The organism is Lactobacillus sp. UMNPBX6 (assembly GCF_002553975.1).
GTDB classification, from domain to species: domain Bacteria; phylum Bacillota; class Bacilli; order Lactobacillales; family Lactobacillaceae; genus Lactobacillus; species Lactobacillus gallinarum.
On record NZ_PCZD01000013.1, the window covers coordinates 15469 to 39773 of the forward strand.

Below are 24305 nucleotides of genomic sequence, written 5' to 3' on the forward strand. Positions count from 1 at the left end.
GAAAATGCTATGGCTGACAGCTCAGCAAGAAAAATTGAATATGAACCTAGAAAACAGAATGGTTCGCAGAAACGTCAACGAATTATCCTTGATCCGCATAAAGTTCCTTACAATATTTTAGAGAAGACTTTACTAGCAATAGGAAGTATCGTCACCTTGGGAATGATGATCTTCTTGGTTTCTTCTAGTATTTCTGCAACTTCGGCTCAACATGAGTTAAGTCAAACTCAGCAGACAGTTGCTAAGGAACAGAATAGGATCACCGATTTACGTCAAGAAATTGGTGAGTTAACTTCTACTTCACGCTTAAACAAGATTGCGCGTGAAAAAGGATTAACTCTGATTAATAAAAACATTAGGACAATTCGCTAATGAAAAAAAATAGTAATTTAAAATTACAAAAATCCAAAGCTCACAGCTACCGCTTCACAGTGGGGAGAGTTCTCCAAGTAGCTGTGGCTTTGGTTTTTCTTGTATTTACAGCTAGATTTTTATATATAGGAATTTCTAAAACTGTCAGTGGACAGAACTTATCGCAGAGAACTAAGCAGCTTTATAGGCGCAATGAGATTATTAAGGCGTCGCGGGGAACAATTTATGATTGTAATGGCTTAGCAATCGCAGAAGATTCGCATTTGTATACTATTTATGCAATTTTGGATAAGTCGTCAATTAATTACAAAAATAAACCAGAATATGTGGTTAATAAAACTGAAACTGCAGAGAAGCTATCAAAGGTTTTACCACTATCTGCGGATAAGATTTACCAATATTTGAATCCCAAGCATAAAGCTTTCCAAGTTCAATTTGGTAGCGGCGGTAGCGGCCTAACTTTAAAGCAGAAGAAACAGATTGAAGCCATGAAATTGCCTGGTATTAAATTTGTAGAGACGCCTTCTCGTTTATATCCAAATGGTAATTTTGCTTCGCATATTGTGGGATTAGCTCAACCAGAGTATGACAAAAAGACTAATAGTGAAGCATTAGTTGGTACTATGGGGTTAGAAGCCTACTTTAACAATACTTTGACTGGTAAAGATGGTTATCGCATTTCAACAGTAGATGCTACTGAAAATCAATCACCTAACCAAAGTCAGGTTTATAAACCAGTTGAAAATGGTAATAACTTGTATTTGACATTAAATTCACAATTACAAAGTTATTTGGAGACAAAACTAACTGAAGTTCAGAAGGCTTATGATCCTACTTCTATTACCGCAGTAGTTGAGGATATGAAGACAGGAAAAATTTTAGCTGCTTCACAGCGTCCAACTTTTAATCCTCAAACTAGGAGGGGCTTAACTAAGTCATATCGAAATATTTTAGTTCAAGATACATACGAACCAGGTTCTGTATTTAAGGTGTTGTCATTTGCGGCTGCAGTAAACAGTGGTAATTACAATCCTAATGAATATTATCGTTCAGGTTCAGTAAGTATTGGTGGCTCGACAATTCATGACTGGCTTACTTCGGGTTGGGGTACGATTCCATTTTCACAAGCATTTGAGCGTTCAAGTAACACTGGTTTTGTTAAGCTGGAACAAAAGATGGGTGCAAAGACTTGGAATAAGTACTTAAAGAAGTTCCACATTGGTCAAAAGACTGGAATTACACTTCCGGGAGAACAACCTGGCTTCATTTCATTCAAGACGCCAGTTGATCAAGCCGTTACTGCATTTGGTCAGGGTGTAAATGTTAATGTAATGCAAATGATGCAGGCATACAGTTCATTGGCTAATAATGGTCAAATGGTAAAGCCACAATTAGTTGATAAAGTTACTGATTTTAATGGTAAAACAATAAAGGGTTACCAAATTAAAAAAGTCGGTACGCCAATTTATTCTGCTAAAACTAAACGAGTTGTTTTGGCTAATATGAGAAAAGTTTTGAATAAACAGTCAGGTACTGGTTCAGCCTACAAGATGGGGAATGCTGATATTGGAGTTAAAACTGGTACAGCACAGATTGCCAATCCTAAAGGTGGCGGCTATCTTAAGGGCGATAGTAATTACATCTTCTCGGTTGTAGGTGTTTACCCTACCAAGGATCCTAGATATTGTATTTACCTAACTATCAAGCAACCTCATTTGGCTGGGACAACAGCTGAAAAGATTTTAGCTTCTATCTTTAAACCAATGATGAGTCGAATTATTACAATGGCTAAAAGTGATAATTCAACCACGACTGTTAGTGTTCCTAATTTCAAGAATATGACAGTTGCTCAAGCTTCAGCTAAAGCTAAGCAAGTTGGTCTTAACTTAGTTAAAGTGGGTGAAAAAGATAGAATTACTGCTCAAGGAATTAAGAGCAGTGAGAAATTGGAGTCTGGGGACAAGATCTTTGTATATACCTCAGGTAAAATAAATTGTCCTGATATGAAGGGGTGGAGTTTTAATGATTTACATCAATTCTCTAATGTATCAGGTATTAAATTAAGCATAAAGGGAACCGGAACTGTTACCAGCCAAAGTGTGGCCAAGGGAGCAGAGTTAAAATCTGGAGAAAAAATAAAAGTTAATTTAAAGGAGTAGCATAGGATGAGTATTATGCAAGCAAGTTTTGTTGCTTTAATTAGTTCATTAATTTTGACGGTAATTTTTTTACCGTTGTTAATTAAGTTTATGCATTCGCATCATGAAGGACAGGAAATTCGTGATGAAGGGCCAAAATGGCACCAAAAGAAATCAGGAACTCCTACAATGGGAGGAACAATTTTTGTTATTGCAGCAGTAATTTCTGTTATCTGGGTTGCTGCATGGCAACATAGCTTGAACAAAGTTGTTTGGATTTTAGTAATCAGTCTTTTAGGTTACGGTATCATTGGTTTCCTTGATGATGGAATCAAGCTGTATTACAAAAGAAATTTGGGTTTAAGAGCATGGCAAAAACTTGCTTTACAAATTATTATTGCCATTGTGATTGTATTAATTGCTTCAAGCGATCACTTTAATTTTGGTTTATACATTCCATTTGCTGGAGTTGTTCATAGCGTAGCATTATTTGTAATCTTCATTATTTTCTGGTTGGTTGGCTTTTCTAATGCTGTTAACCTTTCAGACGGATTGGATGGCTTAGCTACCGGGTTATCTGTAGTAGCCTATGGTACATATGCTTATATCGCATTTAAACAAAAGAATTTGGCTATTTTAGCCTTTTGTATGAGTGTAATTGGCGGTTTGATTGCTTTCTTTATTTTCAACCATAAGCCTGCCAAAATCTTCATGGGGGATGCAGGCTCACTTGCATTAGGTGGTGGTCTTGCTACAGTAAGTATTATGCTTAATAGACCATGGTCACTTTTGTTAGTGGGTATTGTATTTGTATGTGAAACTGCTAGTGTAATTATGCAGGTTATTTCTTTCCAAACTACTGGTAAGAGAATTTTTAAGATGACCCCTATTCACCATCATTTTGAAATGTTAGGCTGGTCAGAATGGAAAGTAGACATTGTTTTTTGGATTGTTGGTTTAGTAGGTAGTATTTTATATTTAGCAATTTGGGGATAAAAATAAAAAAATGAAGGATATTAAAACTTATAGTAATAAGAATATTTTAGTTTTAGGTTTAGGTAAAAGTGGATTTGCAGTTAGCGAATTACTTTTAAAATTAGGTGCTAAATTAACCTTGAATGACAAGGCTGATCTTGATAAAAATGAAAAAGCACAAGAGCTAAAGGCTAAAGGCGTTCATGTAATTGGCGGACATCACCCAGTTGATTTACTTGAAAAAGAACATTTTGATTATTTAGTTAAAAATCCAGGTATTCCATATGAGAATCCAATGGTTAAAAAAGCTGAAGAACTAAATATTCCAATTATTACAGAGCCTGAAATTGCTTTAAGTTGTAGTGATGCTCCTTATGTTTGTGTAACAGGTTCAAATGGTAAAACTACCACTGTGATGCTCACTCAAAGAATTTTGGATCATCATTTACAAAAATCAGGTCATCATGCCTATGCAGTAGGTAATATTGGTGTGCCAATTTCTGAAGTAGTACCTAAGGCAACTAAGGATGATATCTTGGTAGTAGAAATTTCTAGTTTCCAATTACTTGGCGTAACAGATATTGATCCTAAGGTGGCTGCTATTGTCGACATTTATAATAATGTTCACTTGGACTATCACAAGACCTTTGAAAATTATGTAAATGCTAAGTTGAACGTTACTAGAACTCAAAATAGTGATGACTACTTTATTGCTAACTTTGATCAAAAAGATATTTTAGCTAAAGAAAAAGAAGTAACACCTGCTAAGATGCAAACTTTCTCAGAAACAGATTCTAATGCAGATTACTTTATTGGTGATGAATATCTTGAGAGTCACAATGAAAAGATCATGAAGATTGCAGATATCAAATTACCAGGTATTCATAATTTACAAAATAGCTTGGTTGCAATTGCAATTTCAAAGATTATGGGTGCAGATAATGATGATATTGCAGCGGTTTTGAGTACTTTCACTGGTGCTAAGCACCGTTTACAATATGTAACAACTCTTGATGGACGCAAGGTTTATAATGATTCTAAGTCAACTAATATTGAAGCAGCTACAGTTGCTATTCCTGCATTCAAAGAACCAGAAGTTTTAATTGCAGGTGGTCTTGATAGAGGATTCTTGTTTGATGATTTAGTACCATTGTTCAAGAAGCATGTTAAATCTATTGTTCTTTATGGAGAAACAAAATATCTATTAGCTGATGCTGCTAGAAAAGCTGGCATTAAAGATATTGTAATTGTTAATACTCTTCAAGAAGCTGTTCCAAGAGCATATGAGTTAAGTGAACCTGGAGATGTAATCTTATTCTCACCAGTTTGTGCTTCATGGGATCAATTCAGAACCTTTGAAGATCGTGGCGATTACTTTGTAAAATTTATTAAGGAATTGAAGACTAAATAAAATGAGAGTTATATTTACCGGCGGTGGCACAGGTGGTCACATTTACCCAATTATGGCAATTATTGAACGTTTGAAAGAACGTGGAATTAGCAAAAATGATGAAATTCTATTTGTCGGAACTAAAAAAGGATTGGAATCTAAAATTGTTCCTGCAGCTGGTGTTAATTTCAAAACAATTAACATTCAAGGATTTAATCGTAAGCATCCGTTGAAAAACTTTGAAACCATTAAATTGTTTTTGCAAGCTACCAAGAGTGCACGGAAGATTTTAAAAGAATTTAAGCCTGATGTCGTTTTGGGTACAGGTGGTTATGTTAGTGGAGCTATGGTTTATGAAGCAGCTAAAATGCATATTCCAACTATGATCCATGAATCCAATTCAGTTGTTGGTTTAGCTAACAAGTTTTTAGGCCACTATGTTGATCGCATTTGTTACACTTTTGACGATGCTGCAAAAGAATTCCCTGAAAAAAAGAAGCTAGTTAAAACAGGTAATCCAAGATCACAACAGGTTTTGAGCTTACATGAAGAAAAGATTGATATAAAGAAGAAGTGGGGACTTAGTCCAGAAATGCCAACTGTTTTAGTTTTTGGTGGTTCCCGTGGTGCTTTAGCTATCAATCGAATTATGCTTAAGTCATTAATGAATTTAAAGACTAAGCCATACCAAATTATTTGGGCTACAGGTACTTACTATTTTGATTCAGTTCAAAAGAAGTTAGAGAACGTAGATATTGGTAATAATATTAAGGTTTTGCCATACATCAAGAACATGCCCGGTTTATTACCAGAAATGACTTGTGTTGTTTCGAGATCTGGAGCAACAAGTATTGCAGAGTTCACTGCATTAGGTGTACCTGTAATTTTGATTCCAAGTCCTAATGTAACGCACAATCACCAAATGAAGAATGCATTAGATTTAGAGAAGGCTGGCGCAGCCTTGGTCATCCCAGAAGATGATCTTAACCCGAATAATTTTGTTTCTTCAATTGATCATATTTTGCTTGATGAAAAATACGCTAAAGAAATGAGTCAGGCTTCAAAGGCATTAGGTGTACCTGATGCATCTGATCAAGTGATTAAAGTGATGGAAGAGATTTCACGCTAGGAGGCCGGTGAGGCAGATGGCAAAGAAACCAGTAACGAGGATTGATCCAAGAAAGGAATTATCTCCTTATTTGAATCATGAATTCAATCAACAAAAAAATAGTCGTAAATCGCAAGCCAAGATTTCTGCCTCACTTTCTAGTTTACAGGCGGAAAGACGACGGTCACTAAGACGGCGGCTTGGTTTAATAATGTCAGTTTCAGTTTTGGCGATTGCTGGGCTAGGCTATTATATTTCTCCCTTGGCCAATATAAGTACGGTTAAGGTGATTGGTGCTTCGGATTTACCAATTAAAGGAATCGTGAAGGCATCTAAGATCAAAGCCAGTGATAAGGTTTTTGATTATTTGTTTCAACAAAAAGATTTGAGCCAAAAATTATCTAAGAAGTATCCTGAAATAGAAAGTGCCCAAGCACATTTAGGTCATGTTAACCAGCTCATATTGCAAATTAATGAACGTAAAACCGTAGGCTATTTAAAAGATGGCGATGATTATCGTAAGATTTTAAGTAATGGCAAGTTAGGCAGTACTGCAATTACTTGGGCAAAAGTCGATCAAGATAAACCTATTTTTGTTGGCTATAATAAAGCAACTTCTTTAAAAGAAGATTTAAACTTATTTAATAGTTTGCCCAAATCATTCCAAAACCAGGTAAAATTATTAAGTGGGAACACTAGACGAAAGTCACAAGTAATTTTAGTTATGAAAGATGGCAATGTAATTATTGGCAGTACCGTAACGTTAAAGAGCAAACTAAAATATTATGACGAAATTAAAGTTAAAGCTGGAAAAAATAGCTTAATTGATTTAGAAATAGGTGCGTTTAGCAGGCCATTAACTTCAAGTGAAAAGAAAGCCTACGGGGTATCGTAGCTGTTTTACTTGTTTATTTATGTTAGAATTTTTTCAAGGCAAATATTAATGGGGGCTTAATTTTGGAGAATTCAAATCTTTTAGTGGGTCTTGATATAGGAACCACAAGCGTGAAAGCAGTTGTGGCAGATTCGGGTAAAGTCATTGGTGCAGTTACTACGCCCAATTCAGGCATGAGACATGGTCAAATTGTTGATATTGATCAGACTGCAGCAGCTATCAGCCGTGCTTTAAAAGGCGTGGCAGAAAAGACTAATGCAAAAATTTATAGTGTCGTAGCCGGAATTCCAGTAGGAATGTTGCAATTAGAGACAGCAACTGGATTTGCTAATGTCGGTGAAGAAGGACAAGAAGTAAATAATGAAGATGTCAAAAGAACGATTCGCTCTGCGATTCATGCTGCTGCAAAAGATGATCGTGAAGCAATTGCTTTTTTGCCTAGTCGATTCTTAATTGATGGAAAAACTGAGGTTGACGATCCTCGTAAGATGATTGCTCGTTCACTTGGTGTAACTGGTATTTTGTTAACAGCTCCAACAGGTTCTTTGCATAACATTAAAAAAGCAATTGAACGTGCAGGCTATCACAACAATTTCTTTGTTCCAACGCCATTGGCAATTTCTAGTGTTGCATTAAATGAAAGTGAAAAAACTTTCGGTTCTGTAATTATTGACCTCGGTGGTGGAGTAAGTACAGCAACAGTAATTAAGGAAGGCCAAATCAAATATGCTAATATTGATTTGGAAGGTGGTAGCGATATCACTAATGATATTTCTGCTGTTTTAAGTATTTCTAAACGTGATGCTGAACAAATTAAATTAGATTATGGCTTTGCTGATCCGCAATTTGCTTCTAAGAATGATAAATTTGCAATTAATAGTGTAGGCTCAAATGGACAGCAAATGATTGATGAAGTTTACCTGAGTGAAATCATTAATGCACGTCTTGAGCAAATTCTAACTCGTCTTGGCAAGGGTTTAGCCAAGCATAATGCTTTGAAGCAACCAGGTGGTATTGTTATCACTGGTGGAACTAGTTTACTTCAAGGAATTGATAGTTTGACAGCCAATGGTTTAAACGTTAAAGCACGTATTTATCAACCAGATCAAATTGGTATGCGCAACCCAATTTATACAGCTGCATATGGAATAGTAAATTATTCTTACAAGATGTCAGAAGTAGACTATCTTGTTAACAGTGTAATTTACGGTTTTGGTGAAAATGTAGTTGAAGAACCAGTTTCACAATCAAAAACTTCCAAGAATTCTAAAAGAACTGTTTCTACTAGTGAAAGTGAAGCCAAAGAAGCTTATAATAGAAACAAAATGTCCGCAAGAGATGATTCTTCAGTGGACGAAGAAAATAATAATCAAGAAAAATCTAATGGCTTGAAGAGTTTCTTTAAGAAATTCTTTGATTAAAGGTGGTTAATTTAATGGATTTTACATTCGATTCAGACGACAATAAGAATGCTGTCATCAAAGTTATTGGTGTTGGCGGTGCCGGAGGCAATGCTGTTAACCGAATGATTGATGACGGTGTACAAGGTGTTTCATTTATTGCAGCAAACACTGATGTTCAAGCTTTAAACAGTAATAAAGCTGAAAACAAGATTCAATTAGGGCCTAAGTTAACAAGAGGTTTAGGTGCTGGTTCACATCCTGAAGTAGGCCAAAAGGCTGCTGAAGAAAGTGAACAAACAATTGAAGATGCACTTAAGGGTGCTGATATGATCTTTATCACTGCTGGTATGGGTGGTGGTACCGGTACTGGTGCAGCTCCTGTAGTAGCTAAAATTGCTCGTGAGACCGGTGCTTTAACTGTTGGTGTAGTTACACGCCCATTCAGTTTTGAAGGCCCTAAGCGCTCTAAGAACGCAGCAGAAGGAATTACCCAATTAAAGCAATACGTTGATACTTTAGTTATTATTGCTAATAATCGTTTGCTTGAAATGGTTGATAAAAAGACCCCAATGATGGATGCCTTCAAAGAAGCTGATAATGTCTTGAAGCAAGGTGTACAAGGTATTTCAGACTTGATTACTTCAACTGACTACGTAAACTTAGACTTTGCTGATGTTAAGACTGTTATGGAAAACCAAGGTGCAGCCTTGATGGGTATTGGTCGTGCTAGTGGTGAAAATAGAACTGTAGAAGCTACTAAGCTTGCTATTTCTTCACCACTTCTTGAAGTATCAATTGATGGTGCTAAGCAAGTATTGCTTAACATTACTGGTGGTCCTGACCTTACTTTGTTTGAAGCTCAAGATGCTTCAGAAATTGTTTCTAAGGCTGCTGGTGATGATGTCAACATTATCTTCGGTACATCAATTAACCCTAACTTAGGTGATGAAGTGGTAGTTACTGTAATTGCTACTGGTATTGATTCTAAAGCCGAAGAAGCCGCATCAAAGCAATTACCAGGACGTAGCCACCAAATTAAGGCTCAACCTAAGAAGGAAGCAGAACCTGTTGCTAATAATACTGTTCAACCAGAAAAGCAAACTGTTGACCGTCCACAAACTGTTCAACCATCTAATAATGCAGATGCGGATCATGAAGCAGAAAAGCCAAAGCAAACAATGGTTGATCCAACCAGTGTTTGGGGATTGAACGATAATCAAGATAATCAAAGAAGAAATACTAAGCCTGCTGAGCCAAAGGGTGATCATGAAAGCTTCGATACTTTTAGCAATGATGATCAAGATAGTATTTCTCAAATTGAAACTAGTGCTCAAGACGATAGTGATGATAGTGATGATATTCCATTCTTCAAACATCGTGGTGAAAACTAGTTTGGAGGTAGATACAGATGGCTTTTGATAAATTGGGTAGATTTTTCGGCATTTCCAATGATGATGAAGATGAATTGGAAAAAGAAGAATATGCTACTTCAAACAAAGATGATAATGAAAACTTACCTCTGAATTCTGTTAGTCGAGACAATGTTGTTTCGATTAAATCAGGATTAAATTCAGCCAAAAGTAAAATTGTGTTGTATGAGCCGCGTGTTTATTCTGATGCTAAAGATGTTGCACAAAACTTGTTGAATAATAAGGCAGTAGTAATTAACTTTAGCAGAATGGAAGATAGTTCCGCTCGACGAATCGTTGATTTTATCACAGGAACAGTTTATGCATTAAACGGTGAAATTCAACGCATCGGTGACAAGATCTTTTTAGCCACTCCACCTAAATTTGTGACAGATGGCAAAATTAGTGACTTAATTGATAAGAAAGATAATTTAAGTTAATGTTAAACGTAATACATTTTATTTACGTAGCTCTTACTTGGATCTTATGGCTTTACAGTCTATTTATTGTTATTGATGCAATTTTAAGTTGGGTACCAATGTTAAGTAATTCTGTAATTGGTCGCTTTTTAGATAAGATTGTAAATCCATACTTGAACTTGTTCAGAAAAGGTCCGTTTGCTAAGTTGGCCTATTCTACTGGAATTGATATTTCTCCAATTATTAGATTATTCATTTTGTACTTTGTACAGAATTATGTTCTATTTTGGATTTTTAATATTTTATTGAGGGTGTTAGGTTAATGCAAAAGCGACAAGCAAGTAAGTTTTACCCACATTTTAATCAAGAAGAAAGACCAGTAATTGATTATTTTACTGGTCTTTTTAATCAAATAATTTTTAAACATGAACCAATTTTAACCGATTTTTTAGATCCGGGTAAAAGAGCAATTCTAAAAATCATCGTGGGTAATGATGTTTTTATGCAAGAGTATGGCGGATATTCGAATGCGGAGAAAAAACGTGTTTATTTAAGCGAGGAATGGGTTAATTTGCAACCCAGCGATTATTTAATTCAGCCATATGAAATTGAATATCCACAAAAATTTATCAAAATTAATCATAGTGCGATTTTAGGTACCCTGGCTAATTCTGGAATTGAGACCGATACTTTTGGCGATATAATTACTGATGAAAATGGTAAATGGCAATTTTTTGCTAAAAAAGAATTAGTGGATTTTTTTGAAGAGCAGGTTACTCGGATTGGAAGAGCACAAGTAAAATTAAGAGAGATTTCTTTTAAAGATGTTCTAGTGCCGAAGGATGATTCAACGGAAAAGATAGAAATTGTTGCTTCAATGAGAATTGATGCAGTACTATCTGGAATTAGCAAACAAAGTCGTGGTCAGATTCAAAAAATGATTGAAAACCATTTAGTCAAATTAAATTGGCATGACATAGCAGATTCTAATATAATGGTTAAAGAGAATGATATTTTGAGTTTGAGGCATTTTGGGCGTGTTTTGATTGAAAATGTTTCGGCTACAAGAAAAGGAAAATATAAGGTGGTGCTCAAGCTTTGGCAGACAAAGAAACGAAATTGACGCCGATGGATATTCATAATAAGGAATTTAAGCATCGAGGTCGTAATGGATATGATCGCTATGAAGTGGATAGTTTTTTAGATGATGTTGTTGATAATTATGGGGATGCACTTGATCAAGTAGTAGATTTAAAGAACGAAGTAGTATCTTTAAATAAAAAAGTAGAAGATATGCAGGCTCAAGTAGATGAGTATAGTAATATGAAGAAGTCGCTTATTTCTGCTCAAAAAACTGTAGATCAATTAAAAGAAAATGCGGAAGCAGAAGCCAAACGTATTCTGGATGATGCTAAAAAGGAAGCTCAAACAGAAGTTGGCTATCAAAAACAACAGCAAGAAGTTATCTCTAATGATTACAAGCGTTTAAAGAAACAAATAGGCGAATTTCGTAGTCATATGCAAGCAATGCTCCAAAATGAGATAAATAATTTAAATGATGAAACTTGGCAGCATGCTTTAGATGAATATTTCCATACGGAACGATTTTATCCGGGTAATGGTGCAGAACCAATCGGTGAAGAAGAAGAAATCGCAAATGAAACTGCAATCGATGATGAAGATATTGACAACGATGATGTAAATGACGTAAACTCTTCTCAAGAACCTGATGATTTGGATGAGGAGTTGTCAGATGATTCTGATGATGAAGAAGAAACTACTCCTAAGCCAATGACAGGCGATAGTCCGCATCATGAGACAATTAATTTAAAACCTGAAGTACCTAAGAGTTCATCAGGTCCAACAATTGTTTTCCCGGATGATTACAAAAAATAAAAATTAGATTGGCAGTAAAACTTGAGGGCAATTCAGCGAGCTAATGTTGGTGGAAGATTAGCATAAGAGCCTAAAGGTTGATCAGCTGTCTGAATGATCTAAACGTTTTTTGCACGTTACGCAAATTAAGTGGAACTTTTTTAAGTTCAATTTAGGTGGTACCACGGTTAACCTCGTCCTAATTAGGGCGAGGTTTTCTTTTTTAGAAAGGAATTTGTTAATGAGAATTAAAGACACTCTTAATTTAGGTAAAACTAAATTTAAAATGCGCGGTAATTTGCCAGTTCGTGAAGCAGAATGGCAAAAGCAATGGCGTGAAAATAAATTATATGAACAAAGATTAAAGCTTAATGAAGGTAAGCCTCGTTTTGACTTACACGATGGCCCTCCATTTGCCAATGGTAATATCCACATGGGACATGCTTTAAACAAGATCTCAAAGGATATCATTGTTCGCTACAAGAACATGAATGGTTACTATGCACCATACGTACCAGGTTGGGATACTCACGGTCTTCCAGTAGAACAACAACTTGCTAAAAAAGGCGTAGACCGTAAGAGTATGGATCGTGCTAAGTACCGTGAACTTTGTCGTCAATATGCTGAAGAACAAATTCAAAAGCAAATGAATGACTTTAAGCGTCTTGGTGTGATGGCAGATTGGGATCATCCTTATGTTACCTTGCAACATGACTTCGAAGCACAAGAAATTCGTGTCTTTGGTGAAATGTACAAGAAGGGTTACATTTACAAGGGTAAGAAGCCTGTTTACTGGTCATGGTCAAGTGAATCTACTTTAGCTGAAGCTGAAGTTGAATATAAAGATGTTGAAGCAAATTCAATTTTCGTTGCTTTCCCAGTAACTGACGGTAAAGGCATCATCGATCCTAAGGATACTTATTTCGTAATCTGGACTACTACTCCTTGGACTATTCCAGCAAACGAAGCAATCTGTGTAAATCCTAAGTTTGATTACTCAGTAGTTCAAGTTGGCGATAAACGTTACGTTGTTGCTACTGGCTTGCTTGATAAAGTAGCTGAAGAAATCGGTTGGGATGACTATAAGGTTGTTCAAACAGTTAAGGGTGCCGACATGGAATACATGAAGGCTAAGCACCCAATTTACGACAAGGAAAGTCTTGTAATTGAAGGCTTCCACGTAACTTTGGATGATGGTACTGGTTTAGTTCATACTGCACCTGGCTTTGGTGAAGACGACTTTAACGTTGGTCAAAAATATAACTTGCCAATCTTCAGTCCAGTAGATGCTCACGGTTGCTACACTGATGAAGTACCTGAACTTAAGGGCATGTTTTACCAAGACGTAGATAAGTTAATGATCGAAAAGTTAAAGGATGCTAGTGCACTTATTAAGCTTAAGGTCTTTACTCACTCATACCCACACGATTGGCGTACTAAGAAGCCCGTTATCTTTAGAGCAACTACTCAATGGTTTGCTTCAATCGCTAAGTTTAGAGATCAAATTCTTGATCAAATTGAAAAAGCGAGCTTCATCCCTTCATGGGGTAAGACTCGTCTTTACAACATGATTAAAGATCGTGGTGACTGGGTAATCTCACGTCAACGTGCATGGGGTGTTCCACTTCCAATTTTCTACGCTGAAGATGACACACCAATCGTTACTCCAGAAACAATTGAACATGTTGCTAAGATCTTCGAAAAAGAAGGTTCAAACGCTTGGTATACTCATACTGCTAAGGAATTATTGCCAGAAGGCTTTACTTCAGAACACTCACCAAATGGTGAATTCACTAAGGAAAAGGATATTCTTGATGTTTGGTTTGACTCTGGGTCATCATGGTCAGGTGTCATGGAAAAACGTGATGGTTTACATTACCCAGCTGATCTTTACCTTGAAGGTAGTGACCAATATCGTGGTTGGTTTAACTCAAGTTTGATTACTTCAGTTGCTGTCACTGGTCAAGCTCCATACAAGCAAGTTCTTTCTCAAGGATTCGTTTTGGATGATAAGGGCCACAAGATGTCTAAGTCACTTGGTAACGTTATTTCACCTAATGACGTAATCAAGCAAATGGGTGCAGAAATTATTCGTCTTTGGGTAGCTCAAGCTGATACTACGTCAGACGTTGCTGTTTCAATGGGAATCTTGCAACAATCTGCAGAAAGCTACAGAAAGATCAGAAATACTTTCCGTTACATGCTTGCTAATACTAGCGACTTTGATCCTAAGAAAAATCGTGTTGCTTACGATGATCTTCGTTCAGTAGACCAATACATGGAAGTTAAGTTAAATGACTTAATCAAAGAATGCTTAGCAGCTTACGATAAGTTTGACTTTACTACTGTCTTCAAGAAGGTCTTTAACTTCATTTCTAATGATCTTTCAGCATTCTATCTTGATTTTGCCAAGGACGTTCTTTACATTGAAGCTGAAAACAGTCATGCACGTCGTTCAATGCAAACAGTTATCTATGATGCTGCAGTTAAGTTGGCTAAGATTTTGACTCCAATTTTGCCACACACTATGGAAGAAATTTGGGGCTTCTTGAAGGAAGACGAAGATTACGTTCAACTTGCAAATATGCCAAAAGTAGAAAACTATGCAAATCGCGATGAATTGCTTGAAAACTGGGCTAAATTCATGAAGTTGCGTGATGATGTTTTGAAGGCACTTGAAGATGCAAGAAACAAGAAGTTGATTGGTAAGTCATTTGAAGCAGCCGTAACAATTTACCCAGATAAAGAAACTAAGGCCATGCTTGATGAATTAGACGCTGACTTCAGAGAAATTTTAATTGTTTCTAAGTTAACTATTTCAGATGATCCAGCTCCAGCTGACGCTGAACAACTTGCTAATGCTGCTGTTGTAGTTCAGCATGCTGAAGGTGAAGTTTGTCCACGTTGTAGAATGATTAGAACTGATATTGGTGCAGATTCTAAGTTACCAGTGCTTTGTGGTCGTTGTGCAGAAATTGTTGAAGCAAACTACCCTGAAGCAGTACAAGAAGGATTAGAAAAATAATGCGTTTAGGTACTGTTAAACAATTTGATGAAGGAAGCAGTTATGGCTTTATTGAAGACGATCGCAACCACAAATCGTACTTCGTTTTCTATAAAGCTATTAAGGAAGAAGGCTATAAATCATTACGAGTAGGCGATCGAGTACAATATCAATTAGCTCAAGGAAAAAATGGCCTACAATGTGTTAATGTATATTTAGCTTAAAAAAGGAGGATGAGACTTAGTGGATTTAGAAGAAACAGAAATCTCATCGCAACAGATTTTTCAAGGTAGAATCTTGGATTTATCTGTTCGAAAAATCAAATTACCTAATGGCGATACTGCGACTAGAGAAATAGTTAAGCATCGCCCTGCATCTTGTGTTATTGCAATTAATGATCAACAAGAAATGCTTTTGGTAAAACAATGGCGTGAAGCTATCAAGCAAGTCACTTTAGAAATTCCAGCTGGAATTGTTGACCCAACTGACACTAGTCCTCTTGATGCTATGAAGCGTGAATTGAATGAAGAAGGCGGCTACAAGGCAGAATATTGGGAAAAAGTTAGTGAATTTTATTCTACACCAGGCTTTTGTGATGAAAAAATGCATCTTTTCTATTGTGATACGTTAACTAAGTTGACTGAAAAGAGATCATTAGATGCAGATGAATTTTTAACTTCTGATTGGTATAGTTTAGATGAATTAAAGAATTTATTAGCAGAAGGAAAAATTGTCGATGCTAAGACAATTTATGCCATTTCTGTTTGGGAAAATATGCTATTGCGCAATGCTCAAGCTGAAAGTAATAAGTAATCATGACAGAAAAGCGTTCTGATTATCATAAAAGACAGAAAAAAAGTTTAGTAGACAAAGTTAAATCTGCTTTTACTGATAATGATGCAACAGAAGAAGTTAATGTTAATCCTGATTTTCAAAGGGATGATTCTGAAAGAAGACGTCCTTTGGAAGGCGATGGACAAGAGTTTTATCAAGCACAGCAGCCTATCGATAAAGAAAAGATGCGCGAAGAAAAGTCTTTAAAACTGAAAAAAAGACTGAACAGTGCTATTCTGATAGTGTTTGTTTTAATTATTTTAGTGCTTTTAGCATTATTTCATTTATAATTTGAAACGAGGAAATTTATGAAGATTGCGATTATTGTTCCAATGGCTGAAGAAGCCGAATTTTATCGTAATCATTTCCACGCAGAAAAAAAAGAAATGTTCGGATCAACTGAATTCGAACATTTTTCTGTTAACGGAAATGATGTTTATTTAGGTTTGAGTGGTATTGGTAAAGCTCAAGCTGCGATGAACCTAGCTAGTTTGTTAAGCAATGTAGATATTGATGTTATCTTTATGACTGGTTCTGCCGGTGCTTTACATAAGGATATTCATCAAGAAGATTTAGTTTTGCCTAATGCCTTCATGTATTATGATGCTCATAATACTGCTGCAGGTGATTATGTAGAAGGCCAAATCCCACAACAACCAGCTCAATTTGTACTTGATTCACCAGAAAGAGCTGCATTCGCTGAATATCTTAAAAAGCAAAATGTTGCTTTTAGTGAAGGATTAGTAGTTACTGGAGATTCATTTGTAGCTTCAACTAAGCAAAAGGATGAAATAAAAGAGAACTTTCCTGATGCATTAGCTTGTGAAATGGAAGGTGCTGCTTTTGCTCAAGTTGCTCATGCTTTTAATAAGCCATTAGTTGCAATGCGGGCAATCTCTGACAATGGTGATGGCAGTGCAAGTGAAGACTTTGATGTATTTGTTAAAAAGGTTGGAGCTAAGGCTGCTAAATTAATTAGTGATTACGTAGAAAAGATGAATTAACGTGCGTGAAATTTATTTGGATAACGCTGCGACTACTCCTATGTCTCCTAAGGTAATTGATGTAATTACTGATGAAATGAAAAATGATTTTGGTAATGCATCAAGTACTTATGAGTTGGGACGTCAAGCAAGAAATGTGATTGATCGAGCTCGTCATCAAATTGCTGCAAGTATTAATGCTAAAGATAATGAAATTATCTTTACATCCGGTGGCTCAGAAAGTAATAATACTGCCATTTTTGGTACAGCATACAGTCGAAAAAATATTGGTAAGAAGATTATTACCACGCAAATTGAACATCCTTCAGTTTTAAATCCTATGAAGCGATTAGAAGATGAAGGCTACAACGTTGTCTATTTAAATGTTGATGAGACGGGACATATTTCTTTAGATGAACTGAAAAAAGAATTAACGCCAGATACAATTTTAGTATCGATTATGGCCGTAAATAATGAAGTAGGTTCCATTATGCCACTTAAAGAAATTGGCGAATTGGTCAAAGAGAGCAATGCATATTTCCATGTCGATAATGTTCAAGGCATGGGAACGATTGATATTGATGTCAAAGCAATGAATATTGATTTATTATCAGTATCTGCTCATAAAATTAATGGACCAAAATTCTTAGGATTTTTGTATGAGAATTCTGATATTGATTTGCCAAATTTGGTTTTAGGCGGTGAACAGGAGACTAAACGTCGTGCTGGAACTGAAAATGTACCCGGTATTGCTGGCTTTGGCGAAGCAGTTAAAGAACTGACCAATATTGGTCATGATGATCTTCAGGCAAAATATGCGCATTTCCAAGATCTTATTTTGAACCAACTTGATCAAAATAAGATTGATTATAAAATCAATGGTGGTCATGGTCCTGGATATTCTCACCATGTCTTAAATCTATGGTTTAAGGGTATTTCTACTACTTCATTACAAACTAATTTAGATTTAAACGGTTATGCTGTCTCAGGTGGTTCCGCATGTACCGCAGGGTCACTTGAACCTTCACATGTATTAATTGCATGTTTTGGTGCAGATTCTCCTCGAATTAATGAATCAATTCGTATTTCGTTTGGGCGGTATAATACAGATGAAGAAGTAGAATCATTTGCTGAAAATCTGGTAAAAATTGTTCAAAGAATTCAATCTAAAAGAAAATAGTTGCTTTTAAAAAGAAAGTAACTTATTATAAATAAGTGAGGAAAAATATGGCAAATATAGTTGTGATTAATGGTGATAAACGTAAGTTTACTTTAAATCCAGAGTTAAAACTTTATGCTTTAATTGATGCTGGTTTTGTGAAGACTACTAAGGGTAATTTTAATTATGAACATCCTTTGTATAATGATTCACCTTATAATGCACCAACTAAGTTAAAGATGACTGTTAATAAGGATTTATCTCATTTAACGATGGTTGTTACTGATCGCAATGGTTTGCAAAAGGTTAATATTTTTAAAAACAAGCAATTAGCGCCAACTGTAGATCTTTTAGATTACATTTTGAAGGATCTTGAAGAGCGTAAGATATTGCTTGAGGTAAAGGATTGATTGAATAATGGTTGACAATAGCAAGACTAGAGTAGTTGTAGGTATGAGTGGTGGTGTAGATTCATCAGTATCAGCATTATTACTCAAACAACAAGGCTATGATGTTGTCGGTGTTTTCATGAAAAATTGGGATGATACTGATGATTCTGGTGTTTGTACCGCTACTGAAGATTACGAAGATGTAAAGAAAGTTGCCGATAAAATTGGTATTCCATACTATTCAATTAATTTTGAAAAAGAATACTGGCATCGTGTTTTCGAATACTTTTTAAATGAGTACAAAAAGGGAAGAACGCCTAATCCTGACGTAATGTGCAATAGTCAAATTAAGTTCAAGTCATTTTTAGATTTTGCGATGGATCTAGATGCTGATTATATTGCAATGGGACATTATGCTAAAACTGTTAAAGATGCAAATGGTCTTACTCATATGATGCGTCCGAAGGATGGGAATAAGGATCAAACTTACTTCTTAAGTCAATTAAATCAAGATCAGATTAAGAAGGTTATTTTCCCACTTGCTAACTTAACTAAACCTCAAGTGCGTGAAATTGCCTTAGCTAATGGTTTGGCTACTGCTAAGAAGAAAGATTCTACTGGTATTTGTTTTATCGGTGAAAGAAACTTTAGAAAGTTCTTGAGCGAATTTTTACCAGCTAAGTCAGGTAAGATGGTTACCCCTGATGGCAAAGTGGTTGGTGAACATGCCGGCTTAATGTACTACACTATTGGTCAAAGACAAGGTTTAGGTTTAGGTTCAACTAAGGAATCAACAGATCCATGGTTTGTTGTTGGTAAGGACTTAAAGAAGAACGAATTAATCGTAGAACAGGGTTATGATAGTAAGCTTCTTTACGCAAGTCGCTTGAAGGCTAGTGATATGTCATTCTTTACTGGCAAGCCAGATCATGATGTGGAATTTCACTGCAGCGCTAAGTTCCGCTATCGTCAATGTGATGTTGGTGTAACTGTTAAGTATCATGCAGATGATAATACTGCTGACGTTTACTTTGATGAACCAGCTCGTGCAGTTACTCCTGGTCAAGCTCTTGTTTTGTACCAAGGTGAAGAATGTCTTGGTGGTGGAAATATTGATGCTGCTTACCAAGAAGACAAGCAATTGCAATTAGTATAAAATGAATTTTAAAAAAGGACGTTCGAATTTTCGAACGCCCTTTTCTTTGTGCTAAACTAGTTATATCAATTAAACATGTTTGGGGGATAAAAATGCAAATTTATTTTGTTCGTCATGGTAAAACTGAATGGAATTTAGCAAGTCGTTTTCAAGGTGGACATGGTGATTCACCACTCTTGCCACAAAGCTTAAAAGATATAAAGAAGTTAGGTGAACATTTAAAAGGAACTAAGTTTAGAGGTATTTTTGCTAGTCCTTTAGATCGTGCCTTTAATACTGCTCAAGGTATTGATAATGCTATGAATGCCAACTTGCCAGTAGTGATTGATGAACGATTACGTGAATTTAACTTAGGTGATATGGAAGGAATGAAATTTGCGGAAGCAGAAAAGAAGTTTCCTGAGCAAATGAACAACTTTTGGCATCAACCGGATAAGTATGATCCCACCGAATTACATGGTGAAGATTATGAACACGTAATTGCTCGTGGCAAGTCTTTTGCTAAAGAAATGGCTGAAAGATTCCCGAATGATGATGATAAAGTATTAGCAGTCAGTCATGGAGCAGCTTTATCAGCAATTATGGGTGGTTTGTTAGGCTATCCTTTAAAAGATATTCGTAAAAATGGCGGTTTAAGCAATACCAGTTTAACAGTACTTGAAACGCTTGATGGTGGTAAGACTTTTAAACCAGTTGTTTGGAACGAAACTAGTTATTTAGGCAGAAAGTTATCAAAGACGGATTCACTGTAATGGATAAAAAAATTGCACAGCTTTATGATAATGGCAAGGTTGATCAGGCGATTCATTTATTAGTTCAAAAAATTGATCAAAAACCACAGAATATTGAAAACTATTTGCAATTATCAACTTATTTAATTGAACAAGGTAGTGTAGATCAGGCACAGCAGCTGTTGGAACAAGCGCAGCACTTAGTTAAAAAGCCGCAAGAGTTAAATTACAATTTAGCTGTTAGCTACTATATGCAGGGTGATTTTGATAAAGCTTTGGCATTATTGGACCAAATTCCTAATGACGATTTGACTTTATATCAGAAGGCATTAACTTATTTAAAATTAGGTCAGAGCCAAAAAGCTCTTGCGTATGCTTTAACAATCAAAAAAGTTGATGATAAGGTGCAAGAATTATTAGGGGATATTTGGATGAGCTTAGGCGAAAATGCTCAAGCCCAGCAAGCCTATCTCATGATTCCTAAAGATAGGCGAACAGCTAAGATATATTTCTTGCTTGGTGTTTCTACTATGGAAAAAGATCGAACTCAGGCAGAAGCATATTTTGCAAAAGCGAAAGCAATGGATGAAAAATACTATAAGCGGGCAATGGATCAATATGCTTCAATTATGAAAATGCTGAATGATAAGGAAAAGAAAAAGTAATGAGCGAATTCACCGGTAAAATTAACGGGATTGTTTTTGAAAATGATAAAGATTTATATAAAATCCTCAATGTTGAAATCATTGGTTCACTCGAAAATTATTCACGTAGCGAAATTAAGGTAACTGGTAATTTTGGTGATGTGCAAATTGGTAGTAGCTATCGCTTCGATGGTAAACTGGTTATGCATGAAAAATTCGGTTTACAATTTCGCGCTAATAGCTATAAGCCGATCATGCCTCATGAAGAAGGCTCACTCACTAATTATTTGAGTTCTAATAAATTCCCAGGTATTGGTAAAAAAACAGCGGGTACCATTATTGAAGAATTGGGATTAAATGCTTTAGATGTTTTAAAAGAAAATCCTGCTAAAATCGACACGTTATCTTTAACTAAAAAGCAAAAAGATAGCTTATTGTCGGGTCTAAATTCGATGGATTCTTATTCTGAAATCGTCTTAAAACTAGCTCAATATGGAATAAGGAAACAGGTAGCCGCTAGGATTTACCAATGTTATCATGGAGCAGCTCTAGATAAATTAAAAGAGGATCCTTATGCTGCCGTTAATGAAATTACAGGTTATGCATTTAAAACGGCAGATACCATCGGCAAGCAATTGGAGATACCCAATGATGATCCAAGAAGAATAAATGGGGCCATTTATCAGGTTCTGCTAGACGCTTTGAGTGGTGAAGGCAATACTTATGTTCCACTATCCGATTTACTGACTGGTGCTAAAGAATTATTGCAAATCCCACAATTTGATCCAATTGCGATTTGTGTAAATGAATTGCAGAAAAATGGCAAAGTAATAGTTGATGGTGAAAATGCTTTTTTACAAAATATTTATCAAACAGAGGTCGATATTGCCCGTTCTATGAAGAGTTTGGTGGAAAGTAGAAAAGCACAGGATGATGAACAGTATAGCGATAAGAAAATTGAACAAGCTATCAAGGATGCGGAGCAAGAATTAAAAATTAAGTATGATGACACACAGAAGCTTGCTATCAAGAATGCTTTGAACAATCCTATTTCAATTTTGACAGGTGGTCCTGGGACAGGTAAAACCACTATTATCAATGGGATATTGCTAGCATTAAGAAAATTGGCAGAAATACCTGCTTCATCGCTATATAGTGAAGATCCACCATTTTTATTAGCAGCGCCAACTGGTAGAGCTGCTAAGAGAATGGGAGAAATAACCGGAATTAGTGCCAAAACGATTCATCGACTTCTAGGGTTAGGCATTGGAGACGCAAATGCTGAAGATCTAAATGAGCTAAATGGTGAAATTTTGATCATCGATGAGATGTCTATGGTCGACATGTTCTTGTTTAAGCAGCTTCTTTCTAGCATTAACCAAACTCGTCATATTGTGTTTGTAGGAGATAAGGATCAGTTACCTTCTGTCGGTGCGGGGAACGTATTTAGCGATTTAATTAAGTCACATGCTTTTCCGACTACAGTTTTAAAGCAAATTCACCGACAAGGGGATGAGTCAACGATTATTACGCTGGCTCACGATGTAAATGAGGGCAGAGACCAACAAGCTTTATTTAAGAAGACTAAGAATTATTCATTTATTAGCTGTAGACCTGAGTTGGTGGGGGATGCAGTAGGACAAATTGTCAAATTAGCTTTAAAACGTGGCTTTGATAAGGATGATGTCCAAGTATTGAGTGCCATGTATCATGGTAGCGGCGGAGTAAACAATTTAAATGATGTTATTCAAGAAATAATGAATCCGCCTAAAGCTAAGAGTAAATTTTTAGAAGTACGCAATGAAATTTTCAGAATTGGTGATCGAATTTTACAATTGCAAAATAATCCTGAAAAAGATATCTATAATGGCCAAATTGGTAAAATAATTAGTATCGATGAAGATAATTCTAAAGAATGCATGGTTGCTAATTTTGATGATCGGGAAGTAAGTTTTGGTAAAAAAGATTTAACTGATTTAACCAGAGCGTATGCGATTACTATTCATAAGTCACAAGGTTCAGAATTTCCATTAGTTATCTTGAATTTGACTATGCAGAACTATGTGATGCTTAAACGAAATTTGCTTTATACGGCGATTACTCGAGCTGAGAAAAATTTGGTTTTAGTAGGAGATCCACGAGCCTTTGCAGCAGCTTTTAATACGCCAGGAAATGATCGAAAAACTGGATTGGCAGATAAAATCTGTGCTCAATTGGGTATTAAAGTTACTGAAACTAGTGAAGAAAAAACAAAAGATGAAGTTGCAGCACCTGAATCTGAAAAACAAGAACCAGAGGATTATATTTTGACGCCTGAAAAGATTTATTCAGGTGAGATAGATCCAATGATTGGAATGGAAAATATTAAATTATAAAAAGAAGCTAAGATAATCATTCATCTGAATGAAAACCTTAGCTTTTTTGCTTATTTCAACAAATTAAAGTGATCTATTTTAAATGTTAATTTAAAATCTTGGGCGTCATAATCTTCACCGTCAATTTGTGCAAACTCTGGCTTTTGAGTTGTAACTTGAATCTCTTTAGCCTCTATATAGTGAAATTGGGGAGCATTTACATGTGATCCATCTTTTAATAATTTGCCAAAAAGATGGATAAATTTGAATAAGTTGGGCTTTTCTACGATCACAGTATCTAAATGATGACTGTAAATGTCAGCTTTGGGTAAAATCGCAATTCCACCACCAAAATATGGATGATTGGTAGTAGTCACGAAATAAGCATCCCCGTAGCGCACAGTTTCATTTGCCGTTTTGATCGTAACCGTAAATGTATTCTGTTTTGCAAGAGCTTTAATAATATTTAAGCCATAAATCAAATTACCAAAATTAACATGATTTAACTTTTTCTTTAGTTTCTCATTATTGCTTTCATGAACAACAAATGCGTCAAAGCCGATTCCAAAATTATTAACAAAATAACCATGCGGCATTTTAGCTATATTTGAAGTAAAGAATCCGCAATCAACGCGTTCCGGCTCGGGATCTTGCAATAAATTATTAACTAGTTGCAAAGGATCGTTAGTTAATCCAGCTCCTCGCGCAAAATTATTGCCAGTTCCAGCAGGTAAATATGTTATAGGTGTTTCAGGGAAATTTGATCTTTTAATGCCATTTAAAACCTCATTGAAAGATCCATCACCACCCACAACGATTAAAATATCATTTGGGTTAGGATTTTTATTGGCATAATCTTCAGCCAACTTAATGAGTTCGCCAGGATAATTGCTCTTTTTATGACTAAATGGAATATTTAGATTATTTAATACCTTTTGCAAGGAATGGTCAGCTGCAACAGCATTTCCATTTCCAGCTACTTCATTAACTAATAAATGTACTTTAATTTTTTCGTAAATTGCAATAATAAATTGAACACTTAAGCTGCTTGATAGATATGATCCAAT

At 35.7% G+C, this 24305-nt stretch carries 24 protein-coding genes; 23 read left to right on the forward strand and 1 reads right to left on the reverse strand.

All coding sequences use genetic code 11. The features are described from left to right. The first annotated feature begins 9 nt into the window (after nucleotides 1-9). From ftsL to CP357_RS03670, 23 genes are all read left to right on the forward strand, one after another. Nucleotides 10-372 carry a cell division protein FtsL gene (ftsL, locus tag CP357_RS03560; RefSeq protein WP_098036557.1) on the forward strand — a complete coding sequence of 121 codons (363 nt, stop codon included), beginning with the start codon at nucleotides 10-12 and terminating at the stop codon, nucleotides 370-372. Next, a complete protein-coding gene (locus CP357_RS03565) occupies nucleotides 372-2531 on the forward strand; it encodes a penicillin-binding protein (protein WP_098036558.1) in 2160 nt (719 codons plus the stop codon). The genes ftsL and CP357_RS03565 overlap by 1 nt, the downstream gene beginning before the upstream one ends. A gap of 6 nt (nucleotides 2532-2537) precedes the next feature. Then, nucleotides 2538-3506, forward strand: coding sequence for a phospho-N-acetylmuramoyl-pentapeptide-transferase (mraY, locus tag CP357_RS03570; RefSeq protein WP_025005053.1), 969 nt, complete (start codon nucleotides 2538-2540; stop codon nucleotides 3504-3506). 10 nt (nucleotides 3507-3516) lie between these two features. Beyond that, nucleotides 3517-4896, forward strand: coding sequence for a UDP-N-acetylmuramoyl-L-alanine--D-glutamate ligase (gene murD, locus CP357_RS03575; RefSeq protein ID WP_098036559.1), 1380 nt, complete (start codon nucleotides 3517-3519; stop codon nucleotides 4894-4896). A 1-nt stretch (nucleotide 4897) separates the two neighbouring features. Continuing rightward, on the forward strand, nucleotides 4898-6004 hold the full coding sequence (murG, locus tag CP357_RS03580; RefSeq protein WP_087235782.1) for an undecaprenyldiphospho-muramoylpentapeptide beta-N-acetylglucosaminyltransferase: 1107 nt from the start codon (nucleotides 4898-4900) through the stop codon (nucleotides 6002-6004). A 16-nt stretch (nucleotides 6005-6020) separates the two neighbouring features. Next, nucleotides 6021-6878, forward strand: coding sequence for a cell division protein FtsQ/DivIB (locus tag CP357_RS03585; protein WP_025005050.1), 858 nt, complete (start codon nucleotides 6021-6023; stop codon nucleotides 6876-6878). Between the two features lie 62 nt (nucleotides 6879-6940). Beyond that, nucleotides 6941-8299, forward strand: a complete 1359-nt coding sequence (ftsA, locus tag CP357_RS03590) for a cell division protein FtsA (protein WP_098036560.1) — start codon at nucleotides 6941-6943, stop codon at nucleotides 8297-8299. A 14-nt stretch (nucleotides 8300-8313) separates the two neighbouring features. Then, the gene (gene ftsZ, locus CP357_RS03595) at nucleotides 8314-9672 is read left to right on the forward strand and encodes a cell division protein FtsZ (protein WP_087235781.1); all 1359 of its coding nucleotides are present in this window, start codon (nucleotides 8314-8316) and stop codon (nucleotides 9670-9672) included. Between the two features lie 17 nt (nucleotides 9673-9689). Further along, nucleotides 9690-10130, forward strand: coding sequence for a cell division protein SepF (locus tag CP357_RS03600; protein ID WP_025005048.1), 441 nt, complete (start codon nucleotides 9690-9692; stop codon nucleotides 10128-10130). Further along, entirely contained in the window at nucleotides 10130-10432 is a 303-nt protein-coding gene (locus CP357_RS03605; RefSeq protein ID WP_098036561.1) for a YggT family protein, read from the forward strand. Before CP357_RS03600 ends, CP357_RS03605 begins: the two co-directional genes overlap by 1 nt. Beyond that, on the forward strand, nucleotides 10432-11232 hold the full coding sequence (locus CP357_RS03610) for an RNA-binding protein (RefSeq protein ID WP_098036562.1): 801 nt from the start codon (nucleotides 10432-10434) through the stop codon (nucleotides 11230-11232). Before CP357_RS03605 ends, CP357_RS03610 begins: the two co-directional genes overlap by 1 nt. Continuing rightward, nucleotides 11208-12005 (forward strand): DivIVA domain-containing protein, encoded by a 798-nt coding sequence (locus CP357_RS03615; RefSeq protein WP_087175793.1) that lies wholly within the window; start codon nucleotides 11208-11210, stop codon nucleotides 12003-12005. Before CP357_RS03610 ends, CP357_RS03615 begins: the two co-directional genes overlap by 25 nt. 220 nt (nucleotides 12006-12225) lie before the next feature. Then, the gene (gene ileS, locus CP357_RS03620) at nucleotides 12226-15009 is read left to right on the forward strand and encodes an isoleucine--tRNA ligase (protein ID WP_098036563.1); all 2784 of its coding nucleotides are present in this window, start codon (nucleotides 12226-12228) and stop codon (nucleotides 15007-15009) included. Next, entirely contained in the window at nucleotides 15009-15212 is a 204-nt protein-coding gene (locus CP357_RS03625; protein WP_003627651.1) for a cold-shock protein, read from the forward strand. Before ileS ends, CP357_RS03625 begins: the two co-directional genes overlap by 1 nt. A gap of 19 nt (nucleotides 15213-15231) precedes the next feature. Continuing rightward, nucleotides 15232-15801 (forward strand): NUDIX hydrolase, encoded by a 570-nt coding sequence (locus tag CP357_RS03630; protein WP_025005043.1) that lies wholly within the window; start codon nucleotides 15232-15234, stop codon nucleotides 15799-15801. 2 nt (nucleotides 15802-15803) lie between these two features. Then, nucleotides 15804-16112: a hypothetical protein gene (locus tag CP357_RS03635; protein ID WP_098036564.1), complete on the forward strand. Its 309-nt coding sequence runs from the start codon at nucleotides 15804-15806 to the stop codon at nucleotides 16110-16112. An 18-nt stretch (nucleotides 16113-16130) separates the two neighbouring features. After that, nucleotides 16131-16826: a 5'-methylthioadenosine/adenosylhomocysteine nucleosidase gene (locus CP357_RS03640; protein ID WP_098036565.1), complete on the forward strand. Its 696-nt coding sequence runs from the start codon at nucleotides 16131-16133 to the stop codon at nucleotides 16824-16826. A gap of 1 nt (nucleotide 16827) precedes the next feature. Further along, nucleotides 16828-17985, forward strand: a complete 1158-nt coding sequence (locus CP357_RS03645; RefSeq protein WP_025005040.1) for a cysteine desulfurase family protein — start codon at nucleotides 16828-16830, stop codon at nucleotides 17983-17985. 47 nt (nucleotides 17986-18032) lie between these two features. Next, the gene (locus tag CP357_RS03650; RefSeq protein WP_087175798.1) at nucleotides 18033-18374 is read left to right on the forward strand and encodes a DUF1831 domain-containing protein; all 342 of its coding nucleotides are present in this window, start codon (nucleotides 18033-18035) and stop codon (nucleotides 18372-18374) included. A gap of 7 nt (nucleotides 18375-18381) precedes the next feature. Beyond that, nucleotides 18382-19509 carry a tRNA 2-thiouridine(34) synthase MnmA gene (gene mnmA, locus CP357_RS03655; RefSeq protein WP_025005038.1) on the forward strand — a complete coding sequence of 376 codons (1128 nt, stop codon included), beginning with the start codon at nucleotides 18382-18384 and terminating at the stop codon, nucleotides 19507-19509. A gap of 92 nt (nucleotides 19510-19601) precedes the next feature. After that, complete coding sequence (locus CP357_RS03660; protein ID WP_098036566.1) at nucleotides 19602-20261, forward strand: histidine phosphatase family protein; 660 nt, start codon at nucleotides 19602-19604, stop codon at nucleotides 20259-20261. Beyond that, nucleotides 20261-20905, forward strand: coding sequence for a lipopolysaccharide assembly protein LapB (locus CP357_RS03665; RefSeq protein ID WP_098036567.1), 645 nt, complete (start codon nucleotides 20261-20263; stop codon nucleotides 20903-20905). Before CP357_RS03660 ends, CP357_RS03665 begins: the two co-directional genes overlap by 1 nt. Continuing rightward, nucleotides 20905-23259 carry an ATP-dependent RecD-like DNA helicase gene (locus tag CP357_RS03670; RefSeq protein ID WP_098036568.1) on the forward strand — a complete coding sequence of 785 codons (2355 nt, stop codon included), beginning with the start codon at nucleotides 20905-20907 and terminating at the stop codon, nucleotides 23257-23259. Before CP357_RS03665 ends, CP357_RS03670 begins: the two co-directional genes overlap by 1 nt. 50 nt (nucleotides 23260-23309) lie before the next feature. Here CP357_RS03670 and CP357_RS03675 read toward each other — a convergent pair whose 3' ends face one another. After that, nucleotides 23310-24257, reverse strand: a complete 948-nt coding sequence (locus CP357_RS03675; protein WP_098036570.1) for a diacylglycerol kinase family protein — start codon at nucleotides 24255-24257, stop codon at nucleotides 23310-23312. Nucleotides 24258-24305: the final 48 nt, after the last annotated feature.

Bases quoted from the DNA above. Each gene is read 5' to 3' on its own strand.
- ftsL (WP_098036557.1), top strand. From the start codon at position 10: ATGGCTGACAGCTCAGCAAGAAAAATTGAATATGAACCTAGAAAACAG.
- CP357_RS03660 (WP_098036566.1), top strand. From the start codon at position 19,602: ATGCAAATTTATTTTGTTCGTCATGGTAAAACTGAATGGAATTTAGCA.
- CP357_RS03600 (WP_025005048.1), top strand. From the start codon at position 9,690: ATGGCTTTTGATAAATTGGGTAGATTTTTCGGCATTTCCAATGATGAT.
- mnmA (WP_025005038.1), top strand. From the start codon at position 18,382: ATGGTTGACAATAGCAAGACTAGAGTAGTTGTAGGTATGAGTGGTGGT.
- ileS (WP_098036563.1), top strand. From the start codon at position 12,226: ATGAGAATTAAAGACACTCTTAATTTAGGTAAAACTAAATTTAAAATG.
- CP357_RS03640 (WP_098036565.1), top strand. From the start codon at position 16,131: ATGAAGATTGCGATTATTGTTCCAATGGCTGAAGAAGCCGAATTTTAT.
- ftsZ (WP_087235781.1), top strand. From the start codon at position 8,314: ATGGATTTTACATTCGATTCAGACGACAATAAGAATGCTGTCATCAAA.
- CP357_RS03625 (WP_003627651.1), top strand. From the start codon at position 15,009: ATGCGTTTAGGTACTGTTAAACAATTTGATGAAGGAAGCAGTTATGGC.
- CP357_RS03565 (WP_098036558.1), top strand. From the start codon at position 372: ATGAAAAAAAATAGTAATTTAAAATTACAAAAATCCAAAGCTCACAGC.
- murD (WP_098036559.1), top strand. From the start codon at position 3,517: ATGAAGGATATTAAAACTTATAGTAATAAGAATATTTTAGTTTTAGGT.
- CP357_RS03605 (WP_098036561.1), top strand. From the start codon at position 10,130: ATGTTAAACGTAATACATTTTATTTACGTAGCTCTTACTTGGATCTTA.
- murG (WP_087235782.1), top strand. From the start codon at position 4,898: ATGAGAGTTATATTTACCGGCGGTGGCACAGGTGGTCACATTTACCCA.
- CP357_RS03650 (WP_087175798.1), top strand. From the start codon at position 18,033: ATGGCAAATATAGTTGTGATTAATGGTGATAAACGTAAGTTTACTTTA.
- CP357_RS03610 (WP_098036562.1), top strand. From the start codon at position 10,432: ATGCAAAAGCGACAAGCAAGTAAGTTTTACCCACATTTTAATCAAGAA.
- CP357_RS03635 (WP_098036564.1), top strand. From the start codon at position 15,804: ATGACAGAAAAGCGTTCTGATTATCATAAAAGACAGAAAAAAAGTTTA.
- CP357_RS03585 (WP_025005050.1), top strand. From the start codon at position 6,021: ATGGCAAAGAAACCAGTAACGAGGATTGATCCAAGAAAGGAATTATCT.
- mraY (WP_025005053.1), top strand. From the start codon at position 2,538: ATGAGTATTATGCAAGCAAGTTTTGTTGCTTTAATTAGTTCATTAATT.
- CP357_RS03670 (WP_098036568.1), top strand. From the start codon at position 20,905: ATGAGCGAATTCACCGGTAAAATTAACGGGATTGTTTTTGAAAATGAT.
- CP357_RS03665 (WP_098036567.1), top strand. From the start codon at position 20,261: ATGGATAAAAAAATTGCACAGCTTTATGATAATGGCAAGGTTGATCAG.